This is a genomic window from Chamaesiphon minutus PCC 6605 (assembly GCF_000317145.1).
GTDB classification, from domain to species: Bacteria; Cyanobacteriota; Cyanobacteriia; order Cyanobacteriales; family Chamaesiphonaceae; genus Chamaesiphon; species Chamaesiphon minutus.
In genome coordinates this window covers 5657815-5683488 of record NC_019697.1, presented here as the reverse complement: position 1 = coordinate 5683488, position 25674 = coordinate 5657815, and the positions used below count along the sequence as shown (strand labels likewise).

Genomic DNA, 25674 nt, shown 5'->3' with positions numbered 1-25674 from the left:
AATCGCTAACCATAATGGACGTAAATATTCGCCTAGCTTCTCTAGCAGATATTCCCCAGCTTCTAAGCTTAATTCCCGAATCGGCGATCTCGTTGCAAGCCAGCTACTATACTCCAGCACAAATTGACGGAGCCTTGGGCACCATGTTTAATGTCGATCGTCAATTAATTAAAGATAAAACCTATTTTGTTGCCCAGAGTGCCAGTCAGATTGTCGGCTGTGGCGGCTGGAGTAGACGAGCCAATGCTTACGGTGGAGATCCGATCGAGACAGATTTAGAGGAAGGGCTACTCAATCCTAGCTTTGATGCTGCCAAGCTGCGCGCATTTTTTGTGCATCCAGCATGGGCGCGCAAAGGCATCGGTAGTAAAATAATCAGACAGAGCGAGCTGGCGGCATTGGCTGCTGGATTTCAATCGATCGAGATTGTGGCGACGTTAGCTGGCGAACAATTGTATTGCAAGTTTGGCTATCGGACGATCGATCGATTTGAAATTTCGCTACCAAACAACCATACTCTGCCTGTCGTTAAGATGTTCAAAGAATTTTCCGAACATGGCGATCGTTAAATTTTGAAGATCCAATTTAATTGCTACAGCGACCGCAGATTAAGGTTAAATTTTTCAACCGTAATGCTAGTGGCTCGTTAATAACTGCTGGATCGTATCGCCATTCCCAATTTCCTTCCGCAGAACCAGGGAAATTCATCCGCGCATTACCGCCTAAACCCAACACGTCCTGGAGCGGAAAAATCGCGATATTTGCAACAGAAGTCATCGCCAACCGGATCGTGTCCCAGTGAACTCCTTCCTTACAAATGCCACCAGTATATAGCAAGAATCGATCGCGTTCGCGACCTTCTAATTTCTCAAACCAACCGACGGTGGTATCGTTATCGTGGGTACCTGTATAGACTACAAAATTGCGTCCGTGATTGAATGGTAAAAACGGATTACCATTATCCGAACCAAAAGCAAATTGGATGATTTTCATGCCTGGAAATCCAAACTGGTCGCGCAAAGCTTCGACGTCAGGCGTAATTACACCTAAGTCTTCAGCTAAAATTGGCAACCGTCCCCATTTGTGTTGGATGGTGGCAAATAATTCTGCGCCGGGAGCTTTGATCCAGCGGCCATTCATTGCTGTAGTTTCGCCCTGTTCGACTGCCCAAAAAGCTTGAAAACCCCGAAAGTGATCGACGCGAATCACATCGACTAATTTCAATAATGATTCAAATCTTTGAATCCACCAGTTAAATTGCGTATGTGCTAAATTCTCCCAATGGTAGACGGGATTGCCCCACAATTGTCCGGTTTCGCTAAAGTAATCGGGCGGTACGCCAGCCATTAGTGCGGGTTCGCTGGTTTCAGGGTCGAGTTCAAAAAATTCTTGATTCGCCCAGACATCTGCGCTATCGTGAGCGACATAAATCGGAATATCGCCGATGATTTCGACTTCGTGTTCGTGGGCATATTGTCGCAATGCCGACCACTGTTCAAAGAATTTGAATTGAATAAATTTATGATAGCAAACTTGATGTTTGAGTTGATTTTGCCAATGAATTAAGGCGATTGGTTCGCGCTTGACTAAATCTGGTTCCCATTGATGCCAGCTCTTATCGCCATGTGCTTCTCGCACTGCCATAAATAAGGCGTAATCATCCAACCAATAAATCTGACTGTGACAAAAGTTATCAAAATTAGTTTTTTGCTCATTATCTGCTATGGTCATAAATCGCTCGAAAGCGATATGAAATAGCTTAGTTTTAGTCTCGATCGCGAGTGGAAAATCAACTTTATGGGTAGGAAATGTCGGTAAGTTTGCTAGATCTGTAGGAGTCAGTAATTCATCCTTTAAGAGTTTAACTGGACTAATCAGCAACGGATTGCCCGCGATCGCTGAATAACACATGTATGGAGAATTACCATATCCCGTCGGCCCTAATGGTAGAATCTGCCAATATTTCTGTTTGGCATCGTGCAAAAAATCGATAAACGTATAAGCATCTTCACCTAAGTCGCCAATCCCGAATGGACTAGGTAGTGAGGTGGGATGGAGCAAAATTCCGCTGGAGCGAGTCATAAAGAAGGTGTTAGGTATTAGGCTTTAGGAAAAACAGGTATTAGTTTAGGGTTGAGGATGGCTTGTAGATATTATGGCAATCGATCGACAGAACAACTCGTACTCTCAAGTTTAATTTCGAGTAGTAGTAATATCTATACGCCCTAAAGCCTAATACCTAAACTCCCATCTTGCACCAATACGGAAAGACTAGTGCTTAGTAGAGATAGTCGGGTACCCACAAGGATCACCCCTACAGATTAATTGCATAGGGGTGCCCCTGTCTTGTATTGTCTCGCTGCTTGGTGCGCTTCCATGGTCGGGAGCGGTGCAATGTGGGCGGGTTTCCCGCCCATACAATTGCATCAAGACAACCTCCCGGCTGCGAGCCGCTGACGCACACAACCTCCCGTTCGTTGGCGGAGCCTTCCCGAAGGGAGCTGCGTCGCTTGTGGGTACCCTGGGTCTACACTATTTTAGGAGACTCGGAGACTGGGAGAAAGAAACGGTACCCTCATTTCCGCTGTTTAAAAATAGTATACTTGAACTGGTACAAGGTGTGAGAAAGCCTAAAGCCTAAAACTTCAGCACTTTCGCCACCGTCTGCACGTCCTTATCACCGCGTCCCGAACAATTAATGACAATCTTGGGACTACCAGTGAGTTGAGGGCAGAGAGTTTCGAGGTACGCGATCGCGTGGGATGTTTCTAGAGCAGGTATAATTCCCTCTAGCTTAGACAATAGTTCAAAAGCAACCAGAGCTTGAGCATCAGTGACGCTATAGTACTCAGCACGTCCCAAATCTTTGAGATAGCTATGTTCTGGCCCTACCCCAGGATAGTCTAATCCAGCACTGATCGAATGTGCTTCGGTGACTTGTCCGTCGGTATCTTGCAATAGATAACTCATCGCGCCATGTAAAACTCCCGGACGACCTTTGGTAAGAGTTGCGGCGTGCTTGTCAGTGTCTACACCTTCGCCAGCGGCTTCGATGCCAATCAGGCGCACTGTTGGTTCTTTAACGAACTCGTGAAACAGTCCCATCGCATTAGAACCGCCACCGATACAAGCCAGCAGGATATCTGGCAAACCGCCCCATTTTTCCATTGCTTGAGCGCGAGTTTCCACACCGATAATTGCATGAAAATCGCGAACGATCATCGGATAAGGATGAGGGCCAGCAACAGATCCGAGGATATAATGTGTCGTTTCTACATTTGTCACCCAATCCCGAATCGCTTCGGATGTGGCGTCTTTGAGCGTGCCAGTGCCAGCGGCTACCGGACGAACCTCAGCACCGAGTAGTTGCATCCGAAATACGTTTAGTTCTTGGCGTTTCATATCTTCCACGCCCATGAAGATAACGCAATCTAACCCAAACCGCGCGCAGACAGTTGCAGTTGCCACGCCATGTTGACCAGCACCAGTTTCGGCAATCACCCGTTGTTTGCCCATCCGTTTGGCGAGCAGGACTTGTGCCAAGGCATTGTTAATCTTGTGGGCACCCGTATGATTTAGATCTTCACGCTTGAGGTAAATCTGAGCACCAGTGCCATCGGGACGAGCGTAACGCTCTGTCAATCGTTCGGCAAAATAGAGGGGGCTGGGTCGGCCTACATAGTCGCGGAGTAGTTCGTTGAGCTGCCGATGAAATTCGGGATCTTTGGTGTGGCGATAGTACTCGGCCTCAAACTCTAGCAGTGCAGGCATTAGCGTTTCGGGCACGTATTTCCCCCCAAACTTGCCAAACCGACCGAGATTGTCTGGCTGTTGAAGCGGTAACTGACGATTTTGGTTGGGTGAGAGGGGTGTTTGGGTCATGGATTTTGGATTTTGGATTTTGGGTGGCTTCACGAATGAATGTCAGTCGTGAAGTTAGCGATCTTGAGTTGTAGCGGTGGCGAAATGTTGGAGAGCGGATGGCTGACAAATTCTTGCAGCGCAACACTTTTACCGTGTAGATGAGCGCGGCTCGCGATCGAGTCGTTAGCGTAGCCTCTGTGAAGGAGAATCGACAGCTACTAGATAAATTATTATACCGTCGCTCGCTCGTCCCTATCCACAATCGAAAAGAGGACGATCTAAGTTTAGGTCGTCCTCCAAAATAAATTATTCACATTCAGACGCGGTGGCACTATTAACTATCGCAATTTTGACTATTTCAGCCGCCGACTGGTGCATCTATCGCTCTCTGGCGTTTAGTAAATACGCGCTTTTCGGGGAGGCTCGCGATCGATGGTGCGAGTTTATCTATAGTAGCGGTAGCCACGATCGTAATGACGGTAGTAACGCTCGCGATAGAACCGCTCCCGCCACCGAGCACGCGCTTCACGCTCGCGCGCCCATTCTAAGCGACGACGATAGCGATCGTATTCCCAATTTGAATAGTAGCCACGGCCATAGCCACGATCGTGGTATTGAGGGCCGACCTTGAAAATAACTTGAGCTTGCAGATTTCCGGCTGGTTCTGGGCTAGCTGAAGAAGAATTGCTACTCGCCGCCATCGCTTCGGATGCGGGCAAGATTGCAATTGCGCTAAGTAAGCCGATTGCTAATGAGGTAAGTTTTGACATATACAAATCATCCTATAGTGACGTAAAAACTTTTCGTCAAAGTAACAGGCTGAATATCGAACCAGTAAGTAGATTAATTTAAATATATCTCGATTATACAAGCAGATCGTCCAACTAAAGTCCTACTTTTAGGCTGTTTGTACCTATCCAAAGTCATCATCGATTTGGCCAAAAGCGTGACTATAGTCATGGTGTTCGATCGAGCTTGAAATACAGAGACTGGATGGCAAATATTTTACTTCATGAAGCTAATTATACTACGATTTTCCTAAAATCGATCGCCAACTAACTCGACTTTATCCAATCGTAAAAAGTAAAAAAGGGCAATCTGAATTAGATTGCCCTGTCGATCGATATGTTCGGTCGCGGTAGATTAATTAGTAGCGATAGTCGCGTCGATCGCCATAAGAGTTATTATCGCGGCGGTAGTCGATATAACGCTCGGTAGAGTAACGATTACGATCGTGTCTATAGCGAGAGTGTCGTGCTTCCCAGCGCGCTCTTGCTTCCCGTTGGCGAATAAGTTCTATTTGACGACGACGATCTGTTTCCCAACCGCGATAATATTTAGAGCCTCGATATGTTGGGTGAGTGACGTTTACCACAACAGGAGTTCGATCTCCTCTGTATGTCTGCGTGACGATAACTGGAGTTCCAGAAATAGGTAAAGCTTGAGCCGAGGGTACGATCGAGATTGCCGTAAGTAAACCGAGTGCTAAAGATGTAAATTTCAACATGTATAAATACCGCTCCTTGACTAAGGGTGATTCGGGAAAGAGTAGTTTGAAAATCGATTCGTTCTCGATTGCTATCACTTTATCTCGATCTCCTCGCTCCGATCTTCGAGCTAAGGTAATGCTTTTTATTTATTTTTGTCTACCGGAAGTAATGGTCTAAAAAAGATAATAATCGTGACTAAAGTTATGGGCTAAAAGTATTTTTTTAACGTCTGAAGTTCAATTTCTCGATCGATATTACAAACAAGAAAACCGACTTCTCGATAGAAGTCGGATGTCGGATTGCTGGTATCGCTAATAATCTCTAACTCAGCTCATTTCTAACATCCGTTGCATCGGACGTAAAGCCGCTAACCTGATATCTTCAGGCATTGTAATTTCAGGCGATCGAGTCTTCATTGCCAAATACAACTTCTCTAATGTATTTAAGCGCATGTGCGGACACTCATTACACGCACAATTATTCATCGGTGGTGCAGGAATGAACTCTTTTTGGGGTTGAGCTTTTTGCATTTGGTGAATGATTCCTGGCTCAGTCGCAATAATAAATTGATTTCCCTGACTTTGAGCTATGTATTTTAACAATGCACTCGTCGAACCGATAAAATCAGCATGTTGCAATACCGCCTCTTCGCATTCTGGATGAGCGATAATTTCGACATTAGGATAGTTAACTTTTAACTGCACCAACTTCTTCTCCGAAAAAGTCTCGTGTACCATGCAACTACCTTGCCATAGCACCATCTCTCGCTCTGCTTGTTGCATTACATAGCGACCGAGATTGCGATCGGGTGCGAAAATAATACCCTGTTCTGGCGGAATCTGCTTGACAATTTTAACCGCGTTAGAACTGGTACAGATAATATCGCTCAGAGCTTTAATTTCTGCCGTACAGTTGATGTAAGAAATAACAATATGGTCGGGATACTGTGCCTTAAATACAGCAAACTTATCGGGCGGACAACTATCAGCCAGCGAACATCCGGCTGCTAAGTCTGGTAATAAAACTAATTTATTTGGGTTCAAAATTTTGGCAGTCTCAGCCATAAAATGAACGCCAGCAAATACGATAACATCGGCATCGGTACTGGCCGCTCTCCGCGATAGTTCGAGCGAATCCCCAATAAAGTCCGCTACATCTTGAATTTCGGAATCTTGATAATAATGCGCCAGAATGACAGCATTTAGCGATTGTTTTAATTCTTGAATTGCCGCTACAACATCAACGGGGATTCGATCTAGATTAGCAGTTGGACGTGCAGTGACAAACATTTGAGTGGTTAGTTTGGAGGTATTTTGGTCGATCTATTTCAATTATAGTAGATTTTACCAAAATGCCAAGTAGATGGATAATGGGTCGCGATTCGCGTAACTCCTACGAAGTGGCTACGCCAACGTCGGGTTTCCCGACGGTGATGCGGCGCGCTTTTCTTCGAGACAATGGGTACTGTTCCACAAGATCTCAAGCCTTCTGCATAAAGACTAAAGCCTAACACCTAAAGCCTAGCCTCTCCCCGAGCTGATTCTGGTCTGCGGGGTCGTGCCACTTTTACAGGCGTACCGCGATAGCAGCCGATCGTGTACGGATATTCCCAGGTAGCGTGGTAGTGATAGAGTTTGGTCTTTTTGCCATCCCAGTCAACCTCATGAGTGTGTCCGTGGCAGACATCTAAATCGCTATTGGTGGCCAATCTGCCGCCGTCGAGACGATGACCGTAGATACCAAAGCCATCGAGTGCGTAGCCCAATAATGCCGAGTGTCCGTTGCCAGGATCGCGCTTGTCCAAGCAGGTGGTAATGCTGTGATAATGATACGTACCACGATGTTCGGGATGTCCCTGACAGCTATCCTGGATTTCATGGGCAAGGGCATCTTTGCCGTTAGCATCGAGCGCATTAAATAAGTACCCGCCATTAAGGAGAATGCCAACTTGACCCATCGGTACGCAGGAAGGGGTTTCGGCTAGTTGGGGGTTGGCTGGTAAATTAAGCGTCGCTCTGGCCGATCGAATCGAGTTAGGATTGCGATCGAAAGCATAGGCATCATCATCGGGTGAAATTGGAAAAATACCTGTCGGATCTTGAGGGAGTCGATTGCTGACGATTTGGCGAGAACGATCTTTGATGGCCATTTCAAAGTCACCAGGCCAATAAACGTTGCCATTAACAGTTGGCTTGGTGGTGATATCGTAGGTTTTGTTGCGATCGATCCAATTGCCGCTAGCATGTGCGCCGTGCCGTCGCGGCCCCCTAAACTCTGTCCGGCACGACCACAGAAATCCTATTTGGGGTTGGGTGGAAATACGCCCATCGCCGATGGGAATCCGATGAAAATCGACTGCCGTTGAAGGTTTGTATGCAGTAGCCGACGACCAGCCAAAAGTCGTTATCGTCAGCACGATCGCAAATATACAGGCGAAGATCGTGCGGCGAATGTTAAATTTTTGATTACCAATCTTCCAAAAATATCTCATGGCTTAGACTCTGACTCACAGACGTCGATCGTGCTATGTTTTATTAAACAATGCCAACACGATAGATTAAGCATCACTACTATTATATTTTTGTAACGATCGTGTCGCAACAAGCTTAAAACCTATAGATTCCATCTGAGATTTATCGTCATCAATGTAGGAGAGCGGTTATCTCCACCACAGCAATCGATCGATCCAACTCAGTCTAGAGTCTCGCTCTCGCTGTTGAGAATGCCACTCTTGGGCGGTCTGATAAATGAATTCTGTATAACTTGGCGACAGATAAGGTAAGGTTACCAGATCGGCAATTTTGAGTTTTTGTTGAATGGCTAAAGTTAAAATTTGAATTAATTCTGGTGCATTTTGACCGACAATTTCTGCACCTAAAATTAGTCCTTTTTGAGTAACGATAATTTGAAAATATCCACTAGTGATATTTTCTAAGATTGCGCGATTGCTATTTTTAAAATACTGTTTGAGAATAGTCAGATCGTGACGATTGCTACTTATTGCCGCACCAATTGTCATCCCTACCCGTGCCATTGGAGGATCGGTGTAGACCGCCCAAGGTAAATTATTGTAGCTCTTAAAATTGACTTTTGTTTTGCGCCGAGTCAGGGCATTTCTCACGGCTACTTTTGCTTCGTATCGATCGAGAGCTTGTGAGTGATAGCCGCCTAATACGTTGCCACATACACTACCGCAAGCATAAATCTGGCGGTAGGATGTTTGCAATTTATTATCGACCGAGATCCCTTTATCGGTATAATCGATTCCGCTCGGCGTTGTATTAACTGGCTCTAAAAAGGGTCGTTCTGGTAAAGCGAGAAAAATCTCATTAACGAAGATCGAATCGTCACCAGTCGTGATTACTTTAATACCGTCTTCTTGACTGACATTGGTAACGAGCGTTTCTAGATAAATTTTGACACCATCAGCTTCTAATTGCGCCTGAATTAAATTAGCAAGCTCGGAATCTTCATGGGGTAAAATCTGCTCTGTTTCGACGATTAGTGTCACCTGAGCACCCAATTTGGCTAGCGTCTGAGCCAATTCGATCCCGATTGCTTCCGCGCCGATAATTGCCCATTTGAGCGGAATATCGCCATCGACTAAACTCGGCAACCGATCGATTGTCAGATAGCCTGTGGCTTGAATTCCAGGAATTAGCGAGTAATGAGCCACAGATCCCGTCGCCACCAGATATGCCTTCGCCCGCAACGATCGGGTACCGACATTATATGCCAATTGCGGACGACGACTAAATTCGCCCATCCCCACGATCGTATCGACACCCATCGCCGCTAGTAGCGCGGGACTAGATCGTTCTTCGAGTCGATCGATCGCCAAATGAGCGTACTTCCAGGGGTAGCTAGTCAGCGACTGCATCCGTCCGCGATCTCTTCGATGCTGTGTGGCAATCTGCGCCAAAGCATAGGGATAGAAATCGCGCTGAGGGTGAAGATCGGTGTCAGGCAACACCAACGCAACCCGCGCCCGCAATCCGATCGCCTCGATCGCCGCTGCCCGAGCTGCTTCTGTTGCACCGATAATTACTAGGTCGTATTCTACAGGCAAGTGGATAGATGGATGGGTGGATGGGTGGATGGGTGGATGCTTCGACTTCGCTCAGCAACAGGGTGGGTGGGTGGATGGGTGGATGGGTAATGTGGTTTATTTTCCCTTTCCCCTCAAGCCTAAAACCTAAAACCTAAAGCCTAAAACCTAAAACCTAAAACCTAAAACCTAAAGCCTAAAACCTAAAGCCTACCCAAACCGATAACCAAAACCGCGAACGGTAGTAATATATTGCGGTTGACTGGGGTCGATTTCGAGTTTTTCTCGCAGCCAGCGGATGTGGACATCAACTGTTTTGCGATCGCCGATGAAGTCTATGCCCCAGACTCGATCGAGTAATTGTTCTCGCGCCCACACTCGACGGGGATTTTGGATGAATAGTTCCAGCAGTCGAAACTCTCTGGGCGAGAGGTTGACACCCTCCCCGCGCACGACAACGCGATATTCATCGGGATAGAGTGTAATGTCTTGAAACTGGAGTGCAGGCGTATCCGCAGCTACGTTCAGTCGATGGCGACGGAGCAGCGCGCGACAACGCGCTATTAACTCTCGCATACTAAAAGGTTTGCTAATGTAGTCATCAGCACCAACTTCCAGACCTAATACTCGATCTGTTTCGGTGATTTTGGCACTGACGATTAAAATAGGGACGTGATTGCCTTGATAACGGAGGAACCTACACAAATCTAGTCCGCTAACTTTGGGCAACATCAAATCGAGGATAATCAAATCGAACGGAAAATCCTGAGATTGAGGATCTGACGCTTGACATTTTGCTAAAGCTGTGTGGCCGTCAGCGACACCAACTACTTCAAAACCCTCCTCTTCTAAACCTAATACGAGCAATTCTCTAATTGACTCTTCATCTTCTACTACTAAAATCCGATTGGTGACAGTGCCAAGTTGCGGAACAGTAGCATGATTCGACATGTTTAGTGCGAGCATGATCACAGGTACTGAAGAAAGGAAACAATCGATCGGTTTACAAAATCGGGGGTAAATAACTTTTTGCTGGCTATTCGATCGAGACCAGACGAGCGCAACTCTTCCATAATACCGCTTTAAGGTGAGTGCCTCGTGAAAATTTTCGATTCGCAGCAGAGAGTAACAATTGCCGAACATTAGCAGTAAGTAGATCGCTACCGATCGCATCGATAAACCACCTAAAATATTTATATCCCCTCTGGCCGTTGGCGCGAAGAATCTCGCCGCTGGCGCATTATCGATCGTTATGCGTTTACACTTAAGTACATGGACAGAAGTTGAAACTTATCTTCAGCAATCGACTGGGATTATTATACCGATCGGTTCGACCGAACAACACGGCCCGACAGGAGCGATCGGGACGGATGCGATTTGTGCCGAAGCCGTCGCTGAAGCTGTCGGTAAGGCGGCACAAGCCCTCGTCGCACCGACGATAAATGTCGGGATGGCGTTACACCATACGGGCTTTCCAGGGACGATTTCTTTGCGCCCTAGTACGATGATCCTCGTCATTCGCGACTATATTACCTGTTTGGCGCGATCGGGATTTACGAAGTTTTTCTTTATTAACGGACATGGCGGTAATATCGCCACGCTCAAAGCCGCTTATTCTGAAACCTACGCTCATTTAGCCGATCTCAATATTCCCAATGCCGATCGTGTTGAATGTCAAACTGCTAATTGGTTTATGTCTGGGAGCGTATATCGTCTGGCGAAGGAATTATATGGCGATCGCGAAGGTTCTCACGCCACTCCTTCCGAGGTCGCGCTGACTCAATATATCTACCCCGAAACGATTAAATCCACCCCATTAGATGAGGGCAATCTTTCTCAAGAACGCAAAATTCTCGGTGCTGAAGATTTTCGCCGCCGCTATCCAGACGGCAGAATGGGTTCCGATCCCAGCCTCGCCACCCCCGAACATGGCAAGCAATTTTTCGATCTTGCCGTCAAGGATCTTACGGCTGGTTATTTGGAGTTTTTAGTTAGTGAATAGTGGATAGTGAATAGTAAGTAGTAAATCTGGAGACAAGCGTCTTTTAACTTCCCTATTACCGATCCACCCATCCACCCCTACTTAATCGGCACTCCGATCGATCGCAAAAAGCCGCGCAACCGGAGTAAAAATAATGTCTCTTTCAATTTGGGACTATTCGCGGCAACTGCGGCGTTGTCGCGCTCGATTTGTTGTCTGGTTGTGACGACTAATTCGGCAAATTCGACAGCCGATAAAGCTTTGCCATCGATTGGCGATCGAGCTTCGGTAATAATTTCCCCTCTGAGGACTTCTTCGGGAATATCGTTATCTGGCGGGAGACTATCGGCATAAACGGGGTTGATAATTTGCCAGCAGCCGATCGTCAAGAACGCGATTTGAGCCGATTGAATGATAAGTTTCGATCGCATTATGCAAAGTTGAGATCTTGGTGGGTTCGATGTTTGGGAACGATCGATTGGCGATATCGATCGACCGAAAAATGCTAGGATATTTGGCATACAAAAACTAGCGAGATCGTGCCGATTGCCTCCATATTTTAGCAACTAAATATGATACGGCCATGCCGCCGATCGGGAGCGATCGCCAAGTCAAATCTCGATCGAGATCTAAACTTACCCTGCATTTACCTAATTAATAGCTGACAACCTTTGTATGTATCAACGCACTAAACCTCAGCATGAAGATCTGTTGTCTGCCTCAACGCGTCCATCGGTGAGATCCCATGTAGTCAAAGCGAAAGATTTGCCACAACAGCACCGAGTCAGACCATTACCCGACCGGAATGCGGTGCCCCTTTGGCTGACATATCTGCTCGCCATGCAGCGGGGCGCGCTAGTTGTATTTTGTAGTGTCTTGGGGCTGAGTGCGCTCGGCTATGGATATACTGTCTACACCCAGGACTCGTGGAAAAGTCAACACGGACAGTTGCGGCGGCTCCAGCTTCAGGAACGCCAGCAAACGGTGATGAATGAAAATCTCAAGCAGGAAATGGCTAAAAAGGCCGAGGAACCCGCTAGCGGTTTAGTTGCTCCCAATCCGGAGCGAATTGTCTTTATCCCCATTGCACCACAACGTCCGGCCAAAGCTTTGCCCAGTCATTACTTACCTCAACCCGCTCCCACCTCTAAGCTCCCAAGAGGATACTAAACTTTTGCCAATTGTAGACGATCGATCTTTATCGGCAATCATTCTGGCTGGCGGACGAAGTTCGCGGATGGGTCGCGATAAAGCGATCTTGGAAATAGATGGCATCCCCTTGCTTCTTCGCATTCATAATGCGGTTGCTGATTGTCGAGATCTCTTGGGCGATCGACTAGCAGCGGCGGTTTACATCGTCACACCCTGGGGGCAAACCTACCAACCGTTGCTACCGCCAACTTGCCGCTTCATCCCCGAAAGATCGCCGCATCGCGGCCCTCTGTGCGCCTTTACCCAAGCATTAACCGAGATCGATTCGACGTGGGTGCTGCTACTCGCCTGCGATTTGCCTAACTTATCGACTCCCATCATCCAATCCTGGATTGACGGATTGTACTCCGTTCCGGCACAAAGTATTGCGTATTTACCCAAGCATCATAAGGGTTGGGAGCCATTATGCGGCTTTTATCGTCAGACTTGCTACCACAGCGCGATCGAGTACATTCAATCTGGCGGACAATCTTTTCAAGGTTGGCTGAAACTGAATCCAGTTACCGAATTAGCAGTTACCGATCCGAGTTGCTTGGTCAACTGCAATACCCCAGCCGAATTGGACGAGATCGTCACAGCCCGCTCCAAATCAATAGCCGATGCAGATGTTATCGATCTAAAATAGTAGATCGATTGCGTCAACACTCTGACGATCGAAGATAATTACCTTAAAACCTACTTACCCCATAAATCCCCAATCCAAAATCCAAAATCCCCATGACCCTACTTCCGACCGATGACACTCCGCTTTACAATCATCCGCTCCCCGAAATCGAACAGTGGTTGACCTCAATGGGTTGCCAGCAAGATGAGAGCGAATTGCACTGCTGGCATATTACCAAACCCGATTGGCGTGCTGAAGTGTGCCTAGATATCGAAGAACTCACAGTTCGATATCATCCGACAAACGATAGTGCGAGCGCAGATAATGTCAGGGGATCGGGCGATCGCAGCATCTTTCGCACTTTTAAATATTCCCTCAGCCGTCAAGATATCGAAAATGCGGTGTTTGCAGGCCCTTAATTTCCTAAGATCCATTCAAAGCGAGCGGAGCGACATACAATATAAATTGCGAACGTATTATCTCGACTCTCGTTCTATTGTTCCCCGAACTAATCTGTGCCAAGATTGCTGCTGAGCGAATAGGCTACTAGCGGCACCAGCGCAAATCGATCGATAAGACTCAAAAAATGTAGCTAGATCGAGTCATGAGAATACAGATCGAAACTACAGTACCCAAACAGTGACTCAGTACATCGGTGTAATTATTTATCCATCATTTACCCATGTCTCTAACCATCTTCATCGCCGCAATTGTGGGATTGTTGGTTGGTGCTAGTGGTTGTTATTTCTGGCGCGAATCTCAACTCAGGCAGCAGTTATCAGAAGTGCTCAAGGTAATGCAACCTGCCGATTATCGTGAAGATATTTCGTTGCCGATGCTATCGCAATTGCGCCGCCGAGCTAGCATCAGTAAGCAGCAACAACAGCAACTCCAAGAACAGTTATTTAGCTGGCAATCTGTGCTGCAAGAAGCACCGATCGGTTATTTACAAGTAGATGCCGAAAATCAAGTGCTGTGGTGCAATCAGACAGCCCAAAACTTACTTCAGATTCAAAAGTGGCATTCGGTGCGGGCAAGATTATTATTAGAACTAGTTCGTTCTTACGAACTCGCTCGCTTCATCGAAAAAACCAGATCGACGCAGGTTGCGAATGAGTTAATCTGGCAGTTTCACTTTGGTTATCATGAATCGGTAAATTCGCGATTCTCAACAGGAGAGGCTCCGCCAACGATTTGGCTCAAAGCACGTAGTATGCCACTAGCTGATGGAGTCATCGGTGTTTTTATCGAGAGCCAACAGGAGCGGGTAGAGACAGCCGCCGCGCGGGAACGTTGGTTGGGAGATCTGGCTCACGAGATTCGCACGCCTTTAACTGTCATCCATCTACTTGCCGAAACATTACAATCTAAAGTAACGCCCGATCTGACGCGCTGGACAGACCGCATATTACAAGAAACTAATCGATCGATCGATCTCATTCAACATTTTTTAGAACTTAGCCAGCTAGAAACTTCTGCTACTGAATATTTGCGATTGACACGAGTAGATTTAGTGCAACTGCTCCACGATGTCTGGAATACATTAGAACCGATTGCCCAGCAGCGCGATGTTCAATTTATCCAGCGTGGGCCAACTCAAGTTATTCTGGATCTCGATCTCGATCGATTTACCCAAGTAGCAATTAATTTATTCGATAATAGTCTTAAATATTGTCCCGATCGCGGACATATTTGGGTCGATATTCAATTATTAGCAGCAGAGCAACTTACTGAAGACAGCAACGATGAAGCCATAAATCGCGTAGAAATAGATCTCTATGATGATGGTGCTGGTTTTAGTCCTAAAGATCTGCCGTATATTTTCGATCGGTTATATCGAGGCGATCTCTCTCGCCAACGTCTACCTAGTGACAAGAGCCTCAGCAATTCGCACACTACAGGCAGTGGCTTAGGATTGGCGATCGTCCGTCAGATTATTCTCGCCCACAAAGGTACGATCGTTGCCAACAATCATCCCACAACAGGCGGAGCTTGGTTCCACATCACTTTACCCCAAAGTCGATCGACATCATAAGTAGTGGCATCTTAGCTTAATTTATGGCAACGTCAATCCGATCGACGATCGCCACTTTTGCCATAAATTTATCTCCCCGTTCCCTGCTTTATTACCAAATCCATCATCAAATTTATAATAATAGTGACTATTGCAACATTTATATACGAACTACAATCGTTAAAATGGGGCTAAACCCAATTATTTATATTCGCTAGACCCGAATTTAATATAATCTTCTAAATTTAAAAAGTGACTATTTCATATTCATTGAATGAATCTAAACAATCTAAGCATCGCAGTCGTCGGCTCGAGCAAGATCTGCTCCTGATGGGAGCATTGGTAGAACAGTCCTTTCGACTGGCACATAGCTCTTTATTTCAGCGCGAGATCGCTGCTGCCGAACAAATATCTCAAATCGATCTCAAAATCGATCGGTTTTATCATGAAATTGAGGTCGAATGTGCCGAACTAATGGCAATTGCATCGCCTGCTGCCCAAGATTTACGGCGGCTGAGTGCGTTCATGCAAATGGTGCGAGATTTGGAGCGAATTGGCGATTATGCCAAAGATATCAGCGAAATTTCCCTGAAATTATTTCCCTATTCAGCACACCCCTGTTTGCCTGCGATCGAACAGATGTCACATCATGCCAGAGCCATGCTAGAGGCTAGTTTAGCTGCCCTCAGCAATCTCGATGGTACGGCTGGCCCCACCATCCACAAACTCGACGATGAAGTCGATCGAGCCTACGACGAAATTTACCAAACTTTAGCCACTCAAGGAAATCTTCAAGGTTCTGTAGAGCCAACTATTCTCCTTGCCCTCACCATCCGCCATCTCGAACGCATGGCCGACCATGCCACTAATATTGCATATCGAGTAACTTTTATCGTCACCGGATCGCGACAGATGGAATAGGCAAGGAGCAGGGAGTTGGGACTGAAATCACGCGCAGAGTGGAGGAGCAGGTGCTTCAGTTAGCGGCTCGCATAATCCGAGAGGTTTCTTCCCGGATGATGCGAGACAAGACAGCGACGAGCTTTGGAGGAAACCTCCAAAGCTCGTTAAGACAAGACAGGGAGTTGGGGAGAGGGGGTGACTAGAGAGCAATAATTGTTCTCTTACCCATCCATTACTCATCCACCCATCCTCCGGTGGTACAGTCCACCCCTCTACCCCAATATCTCTCCTATAGCTAATCTAGTCCCATTAACTAAATCTGTGCCAGATTGAGGGCGTTTGCCTGGGGGCTGAACTTCTTGCAAGAGGAGGCAGCCAGAACCAGTTTGGACGATCGGCCCCAAACCTTTGGCAATTTTGACGACCGTACCCGATCCGCTGTTACTGAGATCTAGAGTCTCGATTTCTGGTAATAACTTCTGCATTTCTAGGGGTAAGTCTGCCTGGAAATCGATTCCGAGTGGGACTGTTGCCAAAATTTTCAGCGGCTGCTCGCGAAAACTCGTTACACAGTTGGGGTAAAAGCCGCGCACTCGATTGTGAATCTCTAAGTGCGCTCGAGTCCAGTCGATCGTGTATTCTGATTTCTGAATCGGTGGTGCCGCAGTGGCCGCTGCGTGCTCCTGTGGCGTCGGTACGATCCGATCGAGGGTATAAATTGTCTCCACCAGTAAATTAGCACCCTCGATCGCTAATTTAGCAGCCAATCGATCGGCATTATCCCACAGACTGACTGGAGTTTCGTACTTGAGCAACATCGCCCCCGTATCCATCCCCGCATCCATCAACATCGTGGTAATTCCCGTTACTCTCACCCCATCTGTCAGACAACGTTGGATCGGTGCCGCACCGCGATATGCAGGCAACAACGAGCCGTGGACATTGATACAGCCAAGCTTCGGAAGATCGAGAATTTCTTGAGATAAAATCTGCCCGTAAGCCACTACTACAAATAAATCTGCCCCCACTTGGCGTAAAGCCTCGATCGTTTCGGGATCTTTTTTGATCCGTGCGGGCTGCCAAATTGGCAAATGATGCGCCACCGCCAACTCCTTAATCGGCGATGGCGATAATTTATTCCCCCTGCCACGACTCTTATCCGGCTGCGTCACCACCCCCAACACCTGAAATTGTGGCTCTGCCAAAAGTTTTTCCAGCGTAGGAATGGCAAATTGAGGAGTACCGAAGAAGACGATTCGCATAAGTTAGGGGTTAGGGGTTAGGCTTTAGGTTTTAGGTTTTAGGTTTTAGATGTTAGGTTTTAGGTGCTAGGGGTTAGGCTTTAGATGGTAGGTGAAGAGTTGGCAGTTGCGTTGCTTTTAGTTGAGGAGATAGGAAGAGTTAAAATCTAAACATCTCGCTCTCCTAATTTTTCAATCCTAAAGCCTAAAGCCTACTTCACAGCCACTTGTCGCTGTAAACTAGCTTGCAACATCGGCGTGTTGCTTACAGAGTCATTCGCGATCGTAAATAGGGGATTGGAAAGTATCCCTGCGAGGGATGTCGCGATCAATCCTGCTAGAGTAGCAACTTGCAGCGAGCGCATTCCAGGGAGATTCCAATTAGTAACTGGATAGTTTTTGACGACATCCGACATTTCATTGGGTTCTTTGACTACCATCATCTTGACGACGCGGAGGTAGTAGTAAATGGAGACGACGCTAGTTACCAGTGCGAGTAAGACTAAACCATAAGCACCAGCCTTCCAACCAGCCCAAAAAATGTAGATTTTGCCGAAGAATCCAGCCAAGGGTGGAATTCCGCCGAGCGACAGCAAGCAAATACTTAGTGACAGAGTAAGGAATGGATCTTTTTGATATAGACCAGCATAATCGCTAATGCGATCGGTACCCGTCCGGAGTGTAAATAAGATTACGCAGGCAAAAGCACCCAAGTTCATGAATAGATAGACGAATAGGTAAAATACCATGCTCGCATAACCAGTCTCGGTACCGATAACCATCCCAATCATCACAAATCCAGCTTGAGCGATCGAGGAATATCCTAACATCCGCTTCATACTCGTCTGCGCTAGGGCGACGACATTTCCCAACACCATACTTAAAATCGCCAGTGCGGTAAACACAAAATGCCACTGCTCGATAACTTGTGGGAAGGCGGTAACTAATAAGCGAATTGCCAGCGCGAAGCCAGCCGCTTTGGAACCGACAGACAAAAAGGCAACTACTGGAGTTGGCGAACCTTCATAAACATCTGGCGTCCACTGGTGAAAGGGTACCGCCGAAATTTTAAAAGCGATTCCTGCAATTACGAATACCAGAGATACAACCAAGCCTAACGATAGACTACCACTAGCAGCAGCAATGCCCGTCGCGATCGCCTCCAGTGTCGTTTCCCCGCCAGACAAACCGTACAGTAAAGATACACCGTACAAAAATACCGCCGAACTAGACGCCCCAATCAATAGATATTTTAAGGCGGCTTCATTCGATCGCGGATCGCGTTTCATGTACCCAGTCATCAGATACGATGAGATACTCAGGGTTTCCAACGACACGAAAATCGTCACTAGCTCGGTAGCTCCAGCGAGAAACATTCCCCCCAAAGTCGCTGTCAATAAAATTGCCACGAATTCAGCTAGCGCAGTTCCCGTCTGCTCGACATAACGAATCGACATCAGAATTGTCACAGCAGCCGATAGCACGACAATTGCCCGAAACACTACACTCAGTGGATCGCTACTATACGCACCAATAAACGCTACTGGCTGGGGATTATCCCACTGCAAGACTAGAGCGACAATCGCGCAAACTAAGCCGCCTACAGCAAAATAGGAGAGGTTGCGGGCAACACTGCGCCCCAGAATTAAGTCTCCAACTAGAACTACCAGCAGTGTAGTTAGGACGATGCCTTCTGGCAAAATTGCCCCCGCATTGAGCTGGGTAACTAAATTATTAAAATCCATAAGTATTTAACCCGATAAGAACTGAATCATCGTCGATCGCGTACCCTTGCTGCGGCCAATCGCCTTTAGAATACTCACTCAGCATGTTCGATCGATCTTACCGTAATGCTGTGACTAAGGACGAATGGGTAGATGGGTAGATGGGTAATGGGGACTACCCCTCTCTCCTTTGTCCTTTCTCCTAAAGCCTAAAACCTAAAGCCTAAAGCCTAAAACCTAAAACCTAAAGCCTAAAACCTAAAACCTAAAGCCTAAAACCTACTCCCGTTCTGGTAACGCACAACAATTAATATCATTCAGACAAACTTTGCCCCATTGAAGTGCCCATCGGACTAAAGCCACCCGATTATCGACACCAGCACCTGCTTTTTCCAGAATATTACTAATGTGGTTATCTACAGTACGTTTGCTAATTTCTAATCGATCGGCAATATCCTTATTAGTCAAGCCAGCAGTAACCAGTTCGATTATTTCTACTTCTCGATCGGAAAGTGTAGCAGGTGCTGGAAACTTATCATCTTCGGTCACGATCGACTGCCTCAACTTTACTTGTTTCTAATCCTCGATGCGATCGTTCAACGAAGGTGCTACTCGTGCCGTTGGCGTAGTCTCTCCCCGAACGATACGAAATCGAAGTATGCCAACGATTCTAATCTTTCAATCCAACCAGCCGCAATCATTTTCAGATATTTCCTGTCAGGAGATCGACATTTTGCTGTGGCTGGGGCGATAGTTTGCATATTTATAGACAGTGTAGTTGAAGATCTCAGCTATAACCGATCGCTCCAGCAGGGATTCCCGATCGATATTGACTAAACCTCCCAAAAATTAGCCCGATCCGCTGATATAACTACGCATCACTCTTCCACAACAGCGGAGTTTACTATAATAGCCGCAACTTACGGGATCTTCCGTGAGATCGGTCAAAATATCGATGCCAATCCCATTTCTACCCATCTGAATTCCCGAACTGTGAATATATTTTAAGTCACCTAAATACAATGCCACATGGTCGGTTTTGGCTGACGTCCCAAAAAAGATTAGATCTCCAGGTAACATATCGTCGATCGAAATCTGCTCGACAAAAGCTTCCTGTTGATAAGAATCGCGCGGTAACCAAATGCCTACCGAACTAAATGCCGCCTGCACCAAACCAGAACAATCATAATTAGGTGCCACTGTCCCCCCCCATAAGTAGCGATTGGGTACCTGCATGGCAGCTTGGGTAAAAGCGATAACCTTAGGTATCTTAGCGACAATCGCAGATCGGTCGAGCGTTACCGCCTGATAAATGTCCGTAGTTAATTCTAGCCGAGCTACATCCTCTAGCTTCAACCACGCCGGATAATCATCCTCACACGATCGCACCAGAAGAGCCTGCTCTGTCGGCGCGATCGATTCGAGCCGCAAATGTCGGTTCGCCGCAGCTTGAGTCGCTAAACCCTCACACAGCGGAGAGCTATAAAGATCGAGATTGACTCGACATCGATATTCACTGGCAGTAGATAAGTCGAGCGTTTTCATTGTTAATTTTTATATTACTAGCAGCCTGTCGGAGAAACACATTTAATCCCCATTAATCGATGCAAACGTCTGAAATTGTAGGCGAGGCAGACAAGATTCCATTCTCCGGCTGCTTTGGTCAAGCCTCTTAAAGAGAACTGGCGAAACCCTATTGTTTCTTTGATAATACCAATAATCGGTTCGACGGTACACTTTCGTAACCGATAAAATGCTCTTCCTTCATCGGTTTGCAGCTTGTATGCCATCTGTGCTTTCAGTGTTGCCGCTGCCACTGGTGGATCTGGTTGTTGTGACAATATAGTTTGCCAATAATCCTGATGAGAATGCCGCCCGGTAGCTATGTATGGCTCAATTTGACGTGTCTCCAAACCCTCAATATTAGTCACGCTGAAGTAGCCAGTATCTAATGCTGCTCGCTTGGGCTTGCCGACTCTACGATCGATCGCATCGACAGTTGGTAGTGCATCAAGTTGGTCATTAGGATGATTGGATAGAGTGTTGGAAATAATTAATAAAGCTTGATGCTCGATCGCAATCTGACCATTATAATGCTGGTCAAAGCCTTTGTTACCACTATTTTTCATGATCCGTGATTGAGGATCGGTGAAATTGTATTGCGCTCGATCGGTGATGGCAAAAAAGGGGGTGATGGAACCCTTCCGCTCGGCTTTTTCCCTGTTTTTTCAATATATGCTGCTCGTTCTGCCATTTTTTCAACGTATTTAGACTGGTCTAATTCGTATTGCTCTTGCGCTCGATTATGTAATTCTTGTTTTGCCTTCTCAAGATGAGCTAATCGCTCCTTCCTCCGCGCAATTTCGGCAACAACATCGACTTCTTTGTCTATCTTAATTCCATCTGCTTTTTGACCCAATTTTATCAATTTTTCCACTTCCGTTCGTAATTGCATCTGAATTTCTTCTAAACGTTTGTGGCTCACTGCCTTACTTTTGGACGCATCTGCGTGAATCTTTGTCCCATCAACACTAATGTCTTCAACTTTCAATACATTAGCTGCAACTGCCATTTCCAATATTTGTACAAATAGTTCTTTAATCTGTTCTAGAAATCTACTCCTAAAGTTGGCAATCGTATCATGGTCTGGATGTAAGTTACCAGCTATAAATCGAACTGGCATTGATTCGTAGCTCGCTTTTTCCAATCCTCGCGAACTAAAGATTCCAGTCGCGTAACCGTATACAAGCATTCCTAACAAAATTTCTGGTGCAATTGGTGTTCCACCCTTGGCTCCATATGCACTATAAATACTACTGAGGTCGAGTTGAGCGATCGTTTGCACTACAAATCGGGCAAGATGGTCTGGTGGCAAGCATTCTTCGATACTCACTGTTTGTTTTAGCATTGCCTCGTAATCTACCGTTTTGAATTTCCGCACCAATCGTTTTACCCTTAGTAGTCTCCCGATCCTAACCGAAAAATCTTATCTCCGACAGGCTGCTAGCAAGCGCGATCGGATCTCGCTCTTATCGAGCGATCGTCCGGAAATTTACTGAGATACATTTTAAAACAAAGCACGAATTTTAAGTGTAAATACTAAGCGATCGCAGTCACATTGGCATCTAAAAAAACAGGCTACGATTGACTTCAAAGCATCTACAATCGATCGATCCTCCACAGGAGAGGCTCCGCCAACGGGTCACGACTCTAGATTCACATGTATTTAGATCGTCAAATTTTCCCGCCAAAAAGTTTACACCAATAAAAGTCGCTGTTTGTAATTTTCTCTAATTATCTGGGAATGTTAATAGTGCTGACATATGAGTGTTCGCGTTCGAGACTCGATCGAAGCAATACCGAGAAACATCAGCCATCAGTAATTTCAAAATTTTATCTTCATTGAGGAGCCATTAACTGTGACGAGCCGATCGCCCAAATCTAACTTTCAAGGTTTTACCTTGATAGAAACGATCGCAGTTCTTGCCATAGCTGGCATCATCGCTGGATTTGCGCTGCCTTCTTTGTTGTCATTAAACAAACCCTTACGCGATGGCTCGTTACAGTTTAGGAGCCAGCTCAGTTTGATTCGATCCAAAGCGATCGCCAGCAACCAGGCATATCGCCTCAGACCCAAGTATACAACTGCCGCCGAATATACAGGAGAAAAATATCAACAAACTCCTCACAACTTTATCGTTGAATATGCTTCAAATTGTCAAGTTACAGCCACAGGCGGGACTAACGGTTGGCAGGCAGCTTCTCAACTTGATTTAGATTTACCAGAGGCGATCGGTGTTGCGGATAGTCCGCTTCCTCAAGTAGCTGGATCTGCTGTTGCTGCCGCAGACTTTTTAAAATGGGATATCTGTTTTGACAATCGCGGGATCGCCTTTCAAACAGTATCTTTAACTTTAAAAGATTTTCAAGCTAATAATCGAGCAACATCTGCATTAATTAGTGTTTCTGGAGTTGGAGGTGTTGACGTCACTACTCAAGACAGGAATGGAACTTTAATTCCTCTTGATACTCAGGGTAACCCTGTCTTTTGATCTACTTTATGTTTCGATCGTAAAAGACACACAATGATGTGAAACGACGAATATTATTTAAACTAAATAAATTGTTGAAATATTAAATAGCTAACTTATTATGAAACTAAAATTATATAAAAATGAAATTACAGATAGTTCTCCAAAAACGGAAGAAGGATTTAGTTTAATTGAGACAATGATTGCCCTAACAACATTAGGCGTTTGTCTTGCTTATGCCATGCCACTATTTTTATATGCAAAAATAAATAATTCCAAGAGCGAGATTCGTACTGGTGCTTTAATTGTTTCTCAGCGAGTCTTTGACAGCATCCGATCGCAAAGAATATTGGACTTGCCATCAACTGACGGGTTTAATAATGATAATTTAAGTGGTTGCGAATTTTCTATAACACCAGGTGCTGGTCGGATTAATTCAGCGAATCAAACTAGTTTCAAAAATTGTGTTAATGCTACCACAAATCCCAATCCTATTCTCCAGCCCGCTGCACTTACTTCGGCAATGGGACGGCAGTATCTAGTAGCTGTTACTTTTTGTAAAGGATTGGCTGCGACTCCTGCGTATGGGGGAAATCCGATAGTCACAGCCGATCCTAATGTCTGTTCTAATAATTACCGAAAATTTAAAGTTGAGGTTTATCATAATGAAGCGAAAGTATACGATCTTGAAGGTACTTATACGCAATTCCAATAAAGGATTTACGCTACTAGAATTACTGGCTGGTCTGATAATTATGTCTATAGTAGGCGGGCTAGCAATGAATGCTTTTCTTTATGCTAGTAGTTCCTTCAACAAAGACAAAAAAACTATCGAAACTAATCAAAACCTGTCTGCTGTTTTGGAGATAATTGGTAATGATATTCGACAAGCTGGTGAAGGAATTAATGACGGTAGTTTTCCGGCGATCGAATTTAGTCTCGATCCCAACAATACCACAGCAAGCACAGCGCCTAATACTCTTAATTCACAAGCATCTTCTAGAATTATCATCCGCAAGTCAGTACAACCTCAACCATTAACTCTTTGTCAGACAATTCCAGTAAATGTAAATCCACTACCAACTCAGCTAATCATTGCTAATAGCGTTACAGGTACGGATCCAAGTTGCATATTTACATACACGGCACCACCGAGTCCTGCACCTGCTATCCTTCCTGTCTCAGCGGCTTTGCCCGTTTTATGGCAAACTGCGATCAATACTCGTCAGTACCGCTGTCAACTTGATAATTTGAATTCAAATTATTTAATTACAGCTACCGATCTGTGTGTCGCAACTAAGCCAACGCCTCCCAGCGCAGATCGAGAACAACTGAGAGCTGCTGTATCTGATGGCAATGGCCGTATTCGAGTCTTCAATTATTCTGACGATAATTTTCTTACTTTTAGCACTAATTATTTTATTTCAGTCGGCAATGATGATGTAGGTGCAAGTACTATGTCTAATGATGATAGAAGTAAAAGCGTAGCTTACGTGCCTGGAAGTCCGATTTATTTAATTGAAGAGAGGGTTTATGCCTTAGACAATAGCGGTAACTTAACTTTATCTATCAATGGTGGAAATAGACAAACATTAATCAAAAAAATCTCTCAATTTAATATCTCCGCGAGACTATACACAAACGCGCTCGATCAAGCAGTTAATCAGACACCAACACCTCCTACTGTTACTTCTCCTGCTACTACTGTTTCAGCTAGTGCTTTTAATTGTCCCAATCAACCTACTAGTTCTTCCACTCCACCCGTAAGTTCTACTAATCCCCAATATATTTGTCAGTTCAACTACAATACATTGAGTACAGATGTTGCAATGAACTGGAAGCAGCTTGCTGGAGTAAGAGTCTCCTTACAAGCTCAATATGATGGTACGGGACAAAATGCTACAGCTAGTGCTGCCGATCTTGCTAAGCTCCGCGCTCAGGCAGAATATTTCCCACGGAATGTATTGTCTAGGTAATTACGGTATGCTGGAGAAACGAGTATTGTAGTTAGATCTGGGGGTAGATCGAATGAGTTGGCAAAGTTCGGAGACAGTAGCAGACAGATTTTTTGGGGGTTTAGCTTATTTACTGCCGATCGTGAATGCTTACTTTTTTGGTGAATTTATCTTCGGGCAATTCCCGATCGTGGAACAATTGTACGGGCCACTGATGCCCTTAGTAAGGCTCGATAGCGGCTTTGGTGGTTTCATTCTGTTCTTAGTCCTATATGCTGGCGTCGCGGTCAATCCTCGGGTTAGTCGCTTTATTCGGTTTAATGTGTTTCAAGCGATCCTGATTGGCATTTTGCTCTCTCTGTGTAGATTGTTGTTGCAAGCTGTATTGCCAGGTATTCCTGGTTTGGGGCAAATAACTCAAGTATTGCTAAATACAGTGTTCTTGGGCACATTGGCGATCGCGGGTTATGGCCTTATCATGTCAGCATTGGGTAAATACACAGACATTCCGCAGTTGTCAGAGACGGCACGAATTCAAGTCGATCGCTACTAAAATTATTGACGCGATTGAGTAATATCTGTCATAATAAGGGGCTGTCTATATACC

General features: G+C 45.7%; 26 protein-coding genes. 11 read left to right on the top strand and 15 right to left on the bottom strand.

The genetic code is table 11. The features are described 5' to 3' along the window. The first annotated feature begins 14 nt into the window (after positions 1-14). On the top strand, positions 15-569 hold the full coding sequence (locus CHA6605_RS25965; protein WP_015162346.1) for a GNAT family N-acetyltransferase: 555 nt from the start codon (positions 15-17) through the stop codon (positions 567-569). Between the two features lie 16 nt (positions 570-585). Here CHA6605_RS25965 and malQ read toward each other — a convergent pair whose 3' ends face one another. The 8 genes from malQ to CHA6605_RS25925 form a co-directional block, all read right to left on the bottom strand. Beyond that, positions 586-2082 (bottom strand): 4-alpha-glucanotransferase, encoded by a 1497-nt coding sequence (gene malQ, locus CHA6605_RS25960; protein WP_015162345.1) that lies wholly within the window; start codon positions 2080-2082, stop codon positions 586-588. Positions 2083-2637: 555 nt separating this feature from the next. Beyond that, the gene (gene trpB / locus CHA6605_RS25955) at positions 2638-3882 is read right to left on the bottom strand and encodes a tryptophan synthase subunit beta (protein WP_015162344.1); all 1245 of its coding nucleotides are present in this window, start codon (positions 3880-3882) and stop codon (positions 2638-2640) included. Between the two features lie 425 nt (positions 3883-4307). Beyond that, a complete protein-coding gene (locus tag CHA6605_RS25950; RefSeq protein ID WP_015162343.1) occupies positions 4308-4634 on the bottom strand; it encodes a hypothetical protein in 327 nt (108 codons plus the stop codon). Positions 4635-5011: 377 nt separating this feature from the next. Then, entirely contained in the window at positions 5012-5449 is a 438-nt protein-coding gene (locus CHA6605_RS25945) for a hypothetical protein (RefSeq protein WP_015162342.1), read from the bottom strand. Positions 5450-5680: 231 nt separating this feature from the next. Continuing rightward, positions 5681-6643 carry a quinolinate synthase NadA gene (gene nadA, locus CHA6605_RS25940; RefSeq protein WP_015162341.1) on the bottom strand — a complete coding sequence of 321 codons (963 nt, stop codon included), beginning with the start codon at positions 6641-6643 and terminating at the stop codon, positions 5681-5683. A 224-nt stretch (positions 6644-6867) separates the two neighbouring features. Next, entirely contained in the window at positions 6868-7845 is a 978-nt protein-coding gene (locus tag CHA6605_RS25935; protein ID WP_015162340.1) for a YHYH protein, read from the bottom strand. Positions 7846-8013: 168 nt separating this feature from the next. After that, the gene (locus tag CHA6605_RS25930; protein WP_015162339.1) at positions 8014-9423 is read right to left on the bottom strand and encodes an FAD-dependent oxidoreductase; all 1410 of its coding nucleotides are present in this window, start codon (positions 9421-9423) and stop codon (positions 8014-8016) included. A 189-nt stretch (positions 9424-9612) separates the two neighbouring features. Continuing rightward, positions 9613-10368, bottom strand: a complete 756-nt coding sequence (locus CHA6605_RS25925; protein ID WP_041550004.1) for a winged helix-turn-helix domain-containing protein — start codon at positions 10366-10368, stop codon at positions 9613-9615. 286 nt (positions 10369-10654) lie between these two features. On the opposite strand from CHA6605_RS25925, the gene CHA6605_RS25920 reads away from it, so the two are divergent. Further along, positions 10655-11404, top strand: coding sequence for a creatininase family protein (locus tag CHA6605_RS25920; protein ID WP_015162337.1), 750 nt, complete (start codon positions 10655-10657; stop codon positions 11402-11404). A gap of 77 nt (positions 11405-11481) precedes the next feature. On the opposite strand, the gene CHA6605_RS33260 is transcribed toward CHA6605_RS25920, so the two are convergent. Next, positions 11482-11814 (bottom strand): hypothetical protein, encoded by a 333-nt coding sequence (locus CHA6605_RS33260; RefSeq protein ID WP_015162336.1) that lies wholly within the window; start codon positions 11812-11814, stop codon positions 11482-11484. Between the two features lie 244 nt (positions 11815-12058). Here CHA6605_RS33260 and CHA6605_RS32080 point away from each other — a divergent pair, with 244 nt between their 5' ends. From CHA6605_RS32080 to phoU, 5 genes are all read left to right on the top strand, one after another. Continuing rightward, entirely contained in the window at positions 12059-12553 is a 495-nt protein-coding gene (locus CHA6605_RS32080) for a hypothetical protein (RefSeq protein WP_015162335.1), read from the top strand. Between the two features lie 4 nt (positions 12554-12557). Beyond that, positions 12558-13220 (top strand): molybdenum cofactor guanylyltransferase, encoded by a 663-nt coding sequence (locus CHA6605_RS25905; RefSeq protein ID WP_015162334.1) that lies wholly within the window; start codon positions 12558-12560, stop codon positions 13218-13220. Between the two features lie 92 nt (positions 13221-13312). Beyond that, positions 13313-13618, top strand: a complete 306-nt coding sequence (locus CHA6605_RS25900) for a DUF3143 domain-containing protein (RefSeq protein WP_015162333.1) — start codon at positions 13313-13315, stop codon at positions 13616-13618. A 263-nt stretch (positions 13619-13881) separates the two neighbouring features. After that, positions 13882-15234 (top strand): sensor histidine kinase, encoded by a 1353-nt coding sequence (locus CHA6605_RS25895; protein ID WP_015162332.1) that lies wholly within the window; start codon positions 13882-13884, stop codon positions 15232-15234. A 231-nt stretch (positions 15235-15465) separates the two neighbouring features. Next, on the top strand, positions 15466-16134 hold the full coding sequence (gene phoU, locus CHA6605_RS25890) for a phosphate signaling complex protein PhoU (RefSeq protein WP_015162331.1): 669 nt from the start codon (positions 15466-15468) through the stop codon (positions 16132-16134). Positions 16135-16388: 254 nt separating this feature from the next. Here phoU and fmt read toward each other — a convergent pair whose 3' ends face one another. From fmt to CHA6605_RS32070, 6 genes are all read right to left on the bottom strand, one after another. Beyond that, the gene (gene fmt / locus CHA6605_RS25885) at positions 16389-17378 is read right to left on the bottom strand and encodes a methionyl-tRNA formyltransferase (RefSeq protein ID WP_015162330.1); all 990 of its coding nucleotides are present in this window, start codon (positions 17376-17378) and stop codon (positions 16389-16391) included. A gap of 191 nt (positions 17379-17569) precedes the next feature. After that, positions 17570-19102: an NAD(P)H-quinone oxidoreductase subunit N gene (locus CHA6605_RS25880; RefSeq protein ID WP_015162329.1), complete on the bottom strand. Its 1533-nt coding sequence runs from the start codon at positions 19100-19102 to the stop codon at positions 17570-17572. 258 nt (positions 19103-19360) lie between these two features. Continuing rightward, positions 19361-19630, bottom strand: a complete 270-nt coding sequence (gene pedR / locus CHA6605_RS25875; protein ID WP_015162328.1) for a photosynthetic electron transport-dependent transcriptional regulator PedR — start codon at positions 19628-19630, stop codon at positions 19361-19363. A 300-nt stretch (positions 19631-19930) separates the two neighbouring features. Then, entirely contained in the window at positions 19931-20626 is a 696-nt protein-coding gene (locus tag CHA6605_RS25870) for a C40 family peptidase (RefSeq protein WP_015162327.1), read from the bottom strand. 17 nt (positions 20627-20643) lie between these two features. Beyond that, positions 20644-21210, bottom strand: coding sequence for a transposase (locus CHA6605_RS32075; RefSeq protein WP_051038651.1), 567 nt, complete (start codon positions 21208-21210; stop codon positions 20644-20646). Continuing rightward, positions 21207-21989 (bottom strand): transposase, encoded by a 783-nt coding sequence (locus CHA6605_RS32070; RefSeq protein WP_051038653.1) that lies wholly within the window; start codon positions 21987-21989, stop codon positions 21207-21209. Before CHA6605_RS32070 ends, CHA6605_RS32075 begins: the two co-directional genes overlap by 4 nt. Positions 21990-22500: 511 nt before the next feature. On the opposite strand from CHA6605_RS32070, the gene CHA6605_RS35890 reads away from it, so the two are divergent. The 4 genes from CHA6605_RS35890 to CHA6605_RS25845 all read left to right on the top strand — a co-directional run bounded on the left by CHA6605_RS35890 (position 22501) and on the right by CHA6605_RS25845 (position 25620). Then, positions 22501-23133, top strand: coding sequence for a pilus assembly FimT family protein (locus CHA6605_RS35890; RefSeq protein ID WP_015162326.1), 633 nt, complete (start codon positions 22501-22503; stop codon positions 23131-23133). A gap of 100 nt (positions 23134-23233) precedes the next feature. Continuing rightward, positions 23234-23827 (top strand): type IV pilus modification PilV family protein, encoded by a 594-nt coding sequence (locus CHA6605_RS25855; RefSeq protein WP_015162325.1) that lies wholly within the window; start codon positions 23234-23236, stop codon positions 23825-23827. Then, positions 23730-25088: a PulJ/GspJ family protein gene (locus CHA6605_RS25850; protein ID WP_086936270.1), complete on the top strand. Its 1359-nt coding sequence runs from the start codon at positions 23730-23732 to the stop codon at positions 25086-25088. The genes CHA6605_RS25855 and CHA6605_RS25850 overlap by 98 nt, the downstream gene beginning before the upstream one ends. Before the next feature lie 52 nt (positions 25089-25140). After that, positions 25141-25620: a Tic20 family protein gene (locus CHA6605_RS25845; RefSeq protein WP_015162323.1), complete on the top strand. Its 480-nt coding sequence runs from the start codon at positions 25141-25143 to the stop codon at positions 25618-25620. Positions 25621-25674: the final 54 nt, after the last annotated feature.

Bases quoted from the DNA above. Each gene is read 5' to 3' on its own strand.
- CHA6605_RS25920 (WP_015162337.1), top strand. From the start codon at position 10,655: ATGCGTTTACACTTAAGTACATGGACAGAAGTTGAAACTTATCTTCAG.
- CHA6605_RS25845 (WP_015162323.1), top strand. From the start codon at position 25,141: ATGAGTTGGCAAAGTTCGGAGACAGTAGCAGACAGATTTTTTGGGGGT.
- CHA6605_RS25900 (WP_015162333.1), top strand. From the start codon at position 13,313: ATGACCCTACTTCCGACCGATGACACTCCGCTTTACAATCATCCGCTC.
- nadA (WP_015162341.1), bottom strand. From the start codon at position 6,643: ATGTTTGTCACTGCACGTCCAACTGCTAATCTAGATCGAATCCCCGTT.
- CHA6605_RS25925 (WP_041550004.1), bottom strand. From the start codon at position 10,368: ATGCTCGCACTAAACATGTCGAATCATGCTACTGTTCCGCAACTTGGC.
- CHA6605_RS25950 (WP_015162343.1), bottom strand. From the start codon at position 4,634: ATGTCAAAACTTACCTCATTAGCAATCGGCTTACTTAGCGCAATTGCA.
- CHA6605_RS25855 (WP_015162325.1), top strand. From the start codon at position 23,234: ATGAAACTAAAATTATATAAAAATGAAATTACAGATAGTTCTCCAAAA.
- malQ (WP_015162345.1), bottom strand. From the start codon at position 2,082: ATGACTCGCTCCAGCGGAATTTTGCTCCATCCCACCTCACTACCTAGT.
- fmt (WP_015162330.1), bottom strand. From the start codon at position 17,378: ATGCGAATCGTCTTCTTCGGTACTCCTCAATTTGCCATTCCTACGCTG.
- CHA6605_RS25880 (WP_015162329.1), bottom strand. From the start codon at position 19,102: ATGGATTTTAATAATTTAGTTACCCAGCTCAATGCGGGGGCAATTTTG.
- CHA6605_RS25895 (WP_015162332.1), top strand. From the start codon at position 13,882: ATGTCTCTAACCATCTTCATCGCCGCAATTGTGGGATTGTTGGTTGGT.
- CHA6605_RS25870 (WP_015162327.1), bottom strand. From the start codon at position 20,626: ATGAAAACGCTCGACTTATCTACTGCCAGTGAATATCGATGTCGAGTC.
- CHA6605_RS25965 (WP_015162346.1), top strand. From the start codon at position 15: ATGGACGTAAATATTCGCCTAGCTTCTCTAGCAGATATTCCCCAGCTT.
- CHA6605_RS32080 (WP_015162335.1), top strand. From the start codon at position 12,059: ATGTATCAACGCACTAAACCTCAGCATGAAGATCTGTTGTCTGCCTCA.
- trpB (WP_015162344.1), bottom strand. From the start codon at position 3,882: ATGACCCAAACACCCCTCTCACCCAACCAAAATCGTCAGTTACCGCTT.
- CHA6605_RS32070 (WP_051038653.1), bottom strand. From the start codon at position 21,989: ATGCTAAAACAAACAGTGAGTATCGAAGAATGCTTGCCACCAGACCAT.
- CHA6605_RS25850 (WP_086936270.1), top strand. From the start codon at position 23,730: ATGTCTGTTCTAATAATTACCGAAAATTTAAAGTTGAGGTTTATCATA.
- CHA6605_RS25935 (WP_015162340.1), bottom strand. From the start codon at position 7,845: ATGAGATATTTTTGGAAGATTGGTAATCAAAAATTTAACATTCGCCGC.
- CHA6605_RS32075 (WP_051038651.1), bottom strand. From the start codon at position 21,210: ATGAAAAATAGTGGTAACAAAGGCTTTGACCAGCATTATAATGGTCAG.
- CHA6605_RS33260 (WP_015162336.1), bottom strand. From the start codon at position 11,814: ATGCGATCGAAACTTATCATTCAATCGGCTCAAATCGCGTTCTTGACG.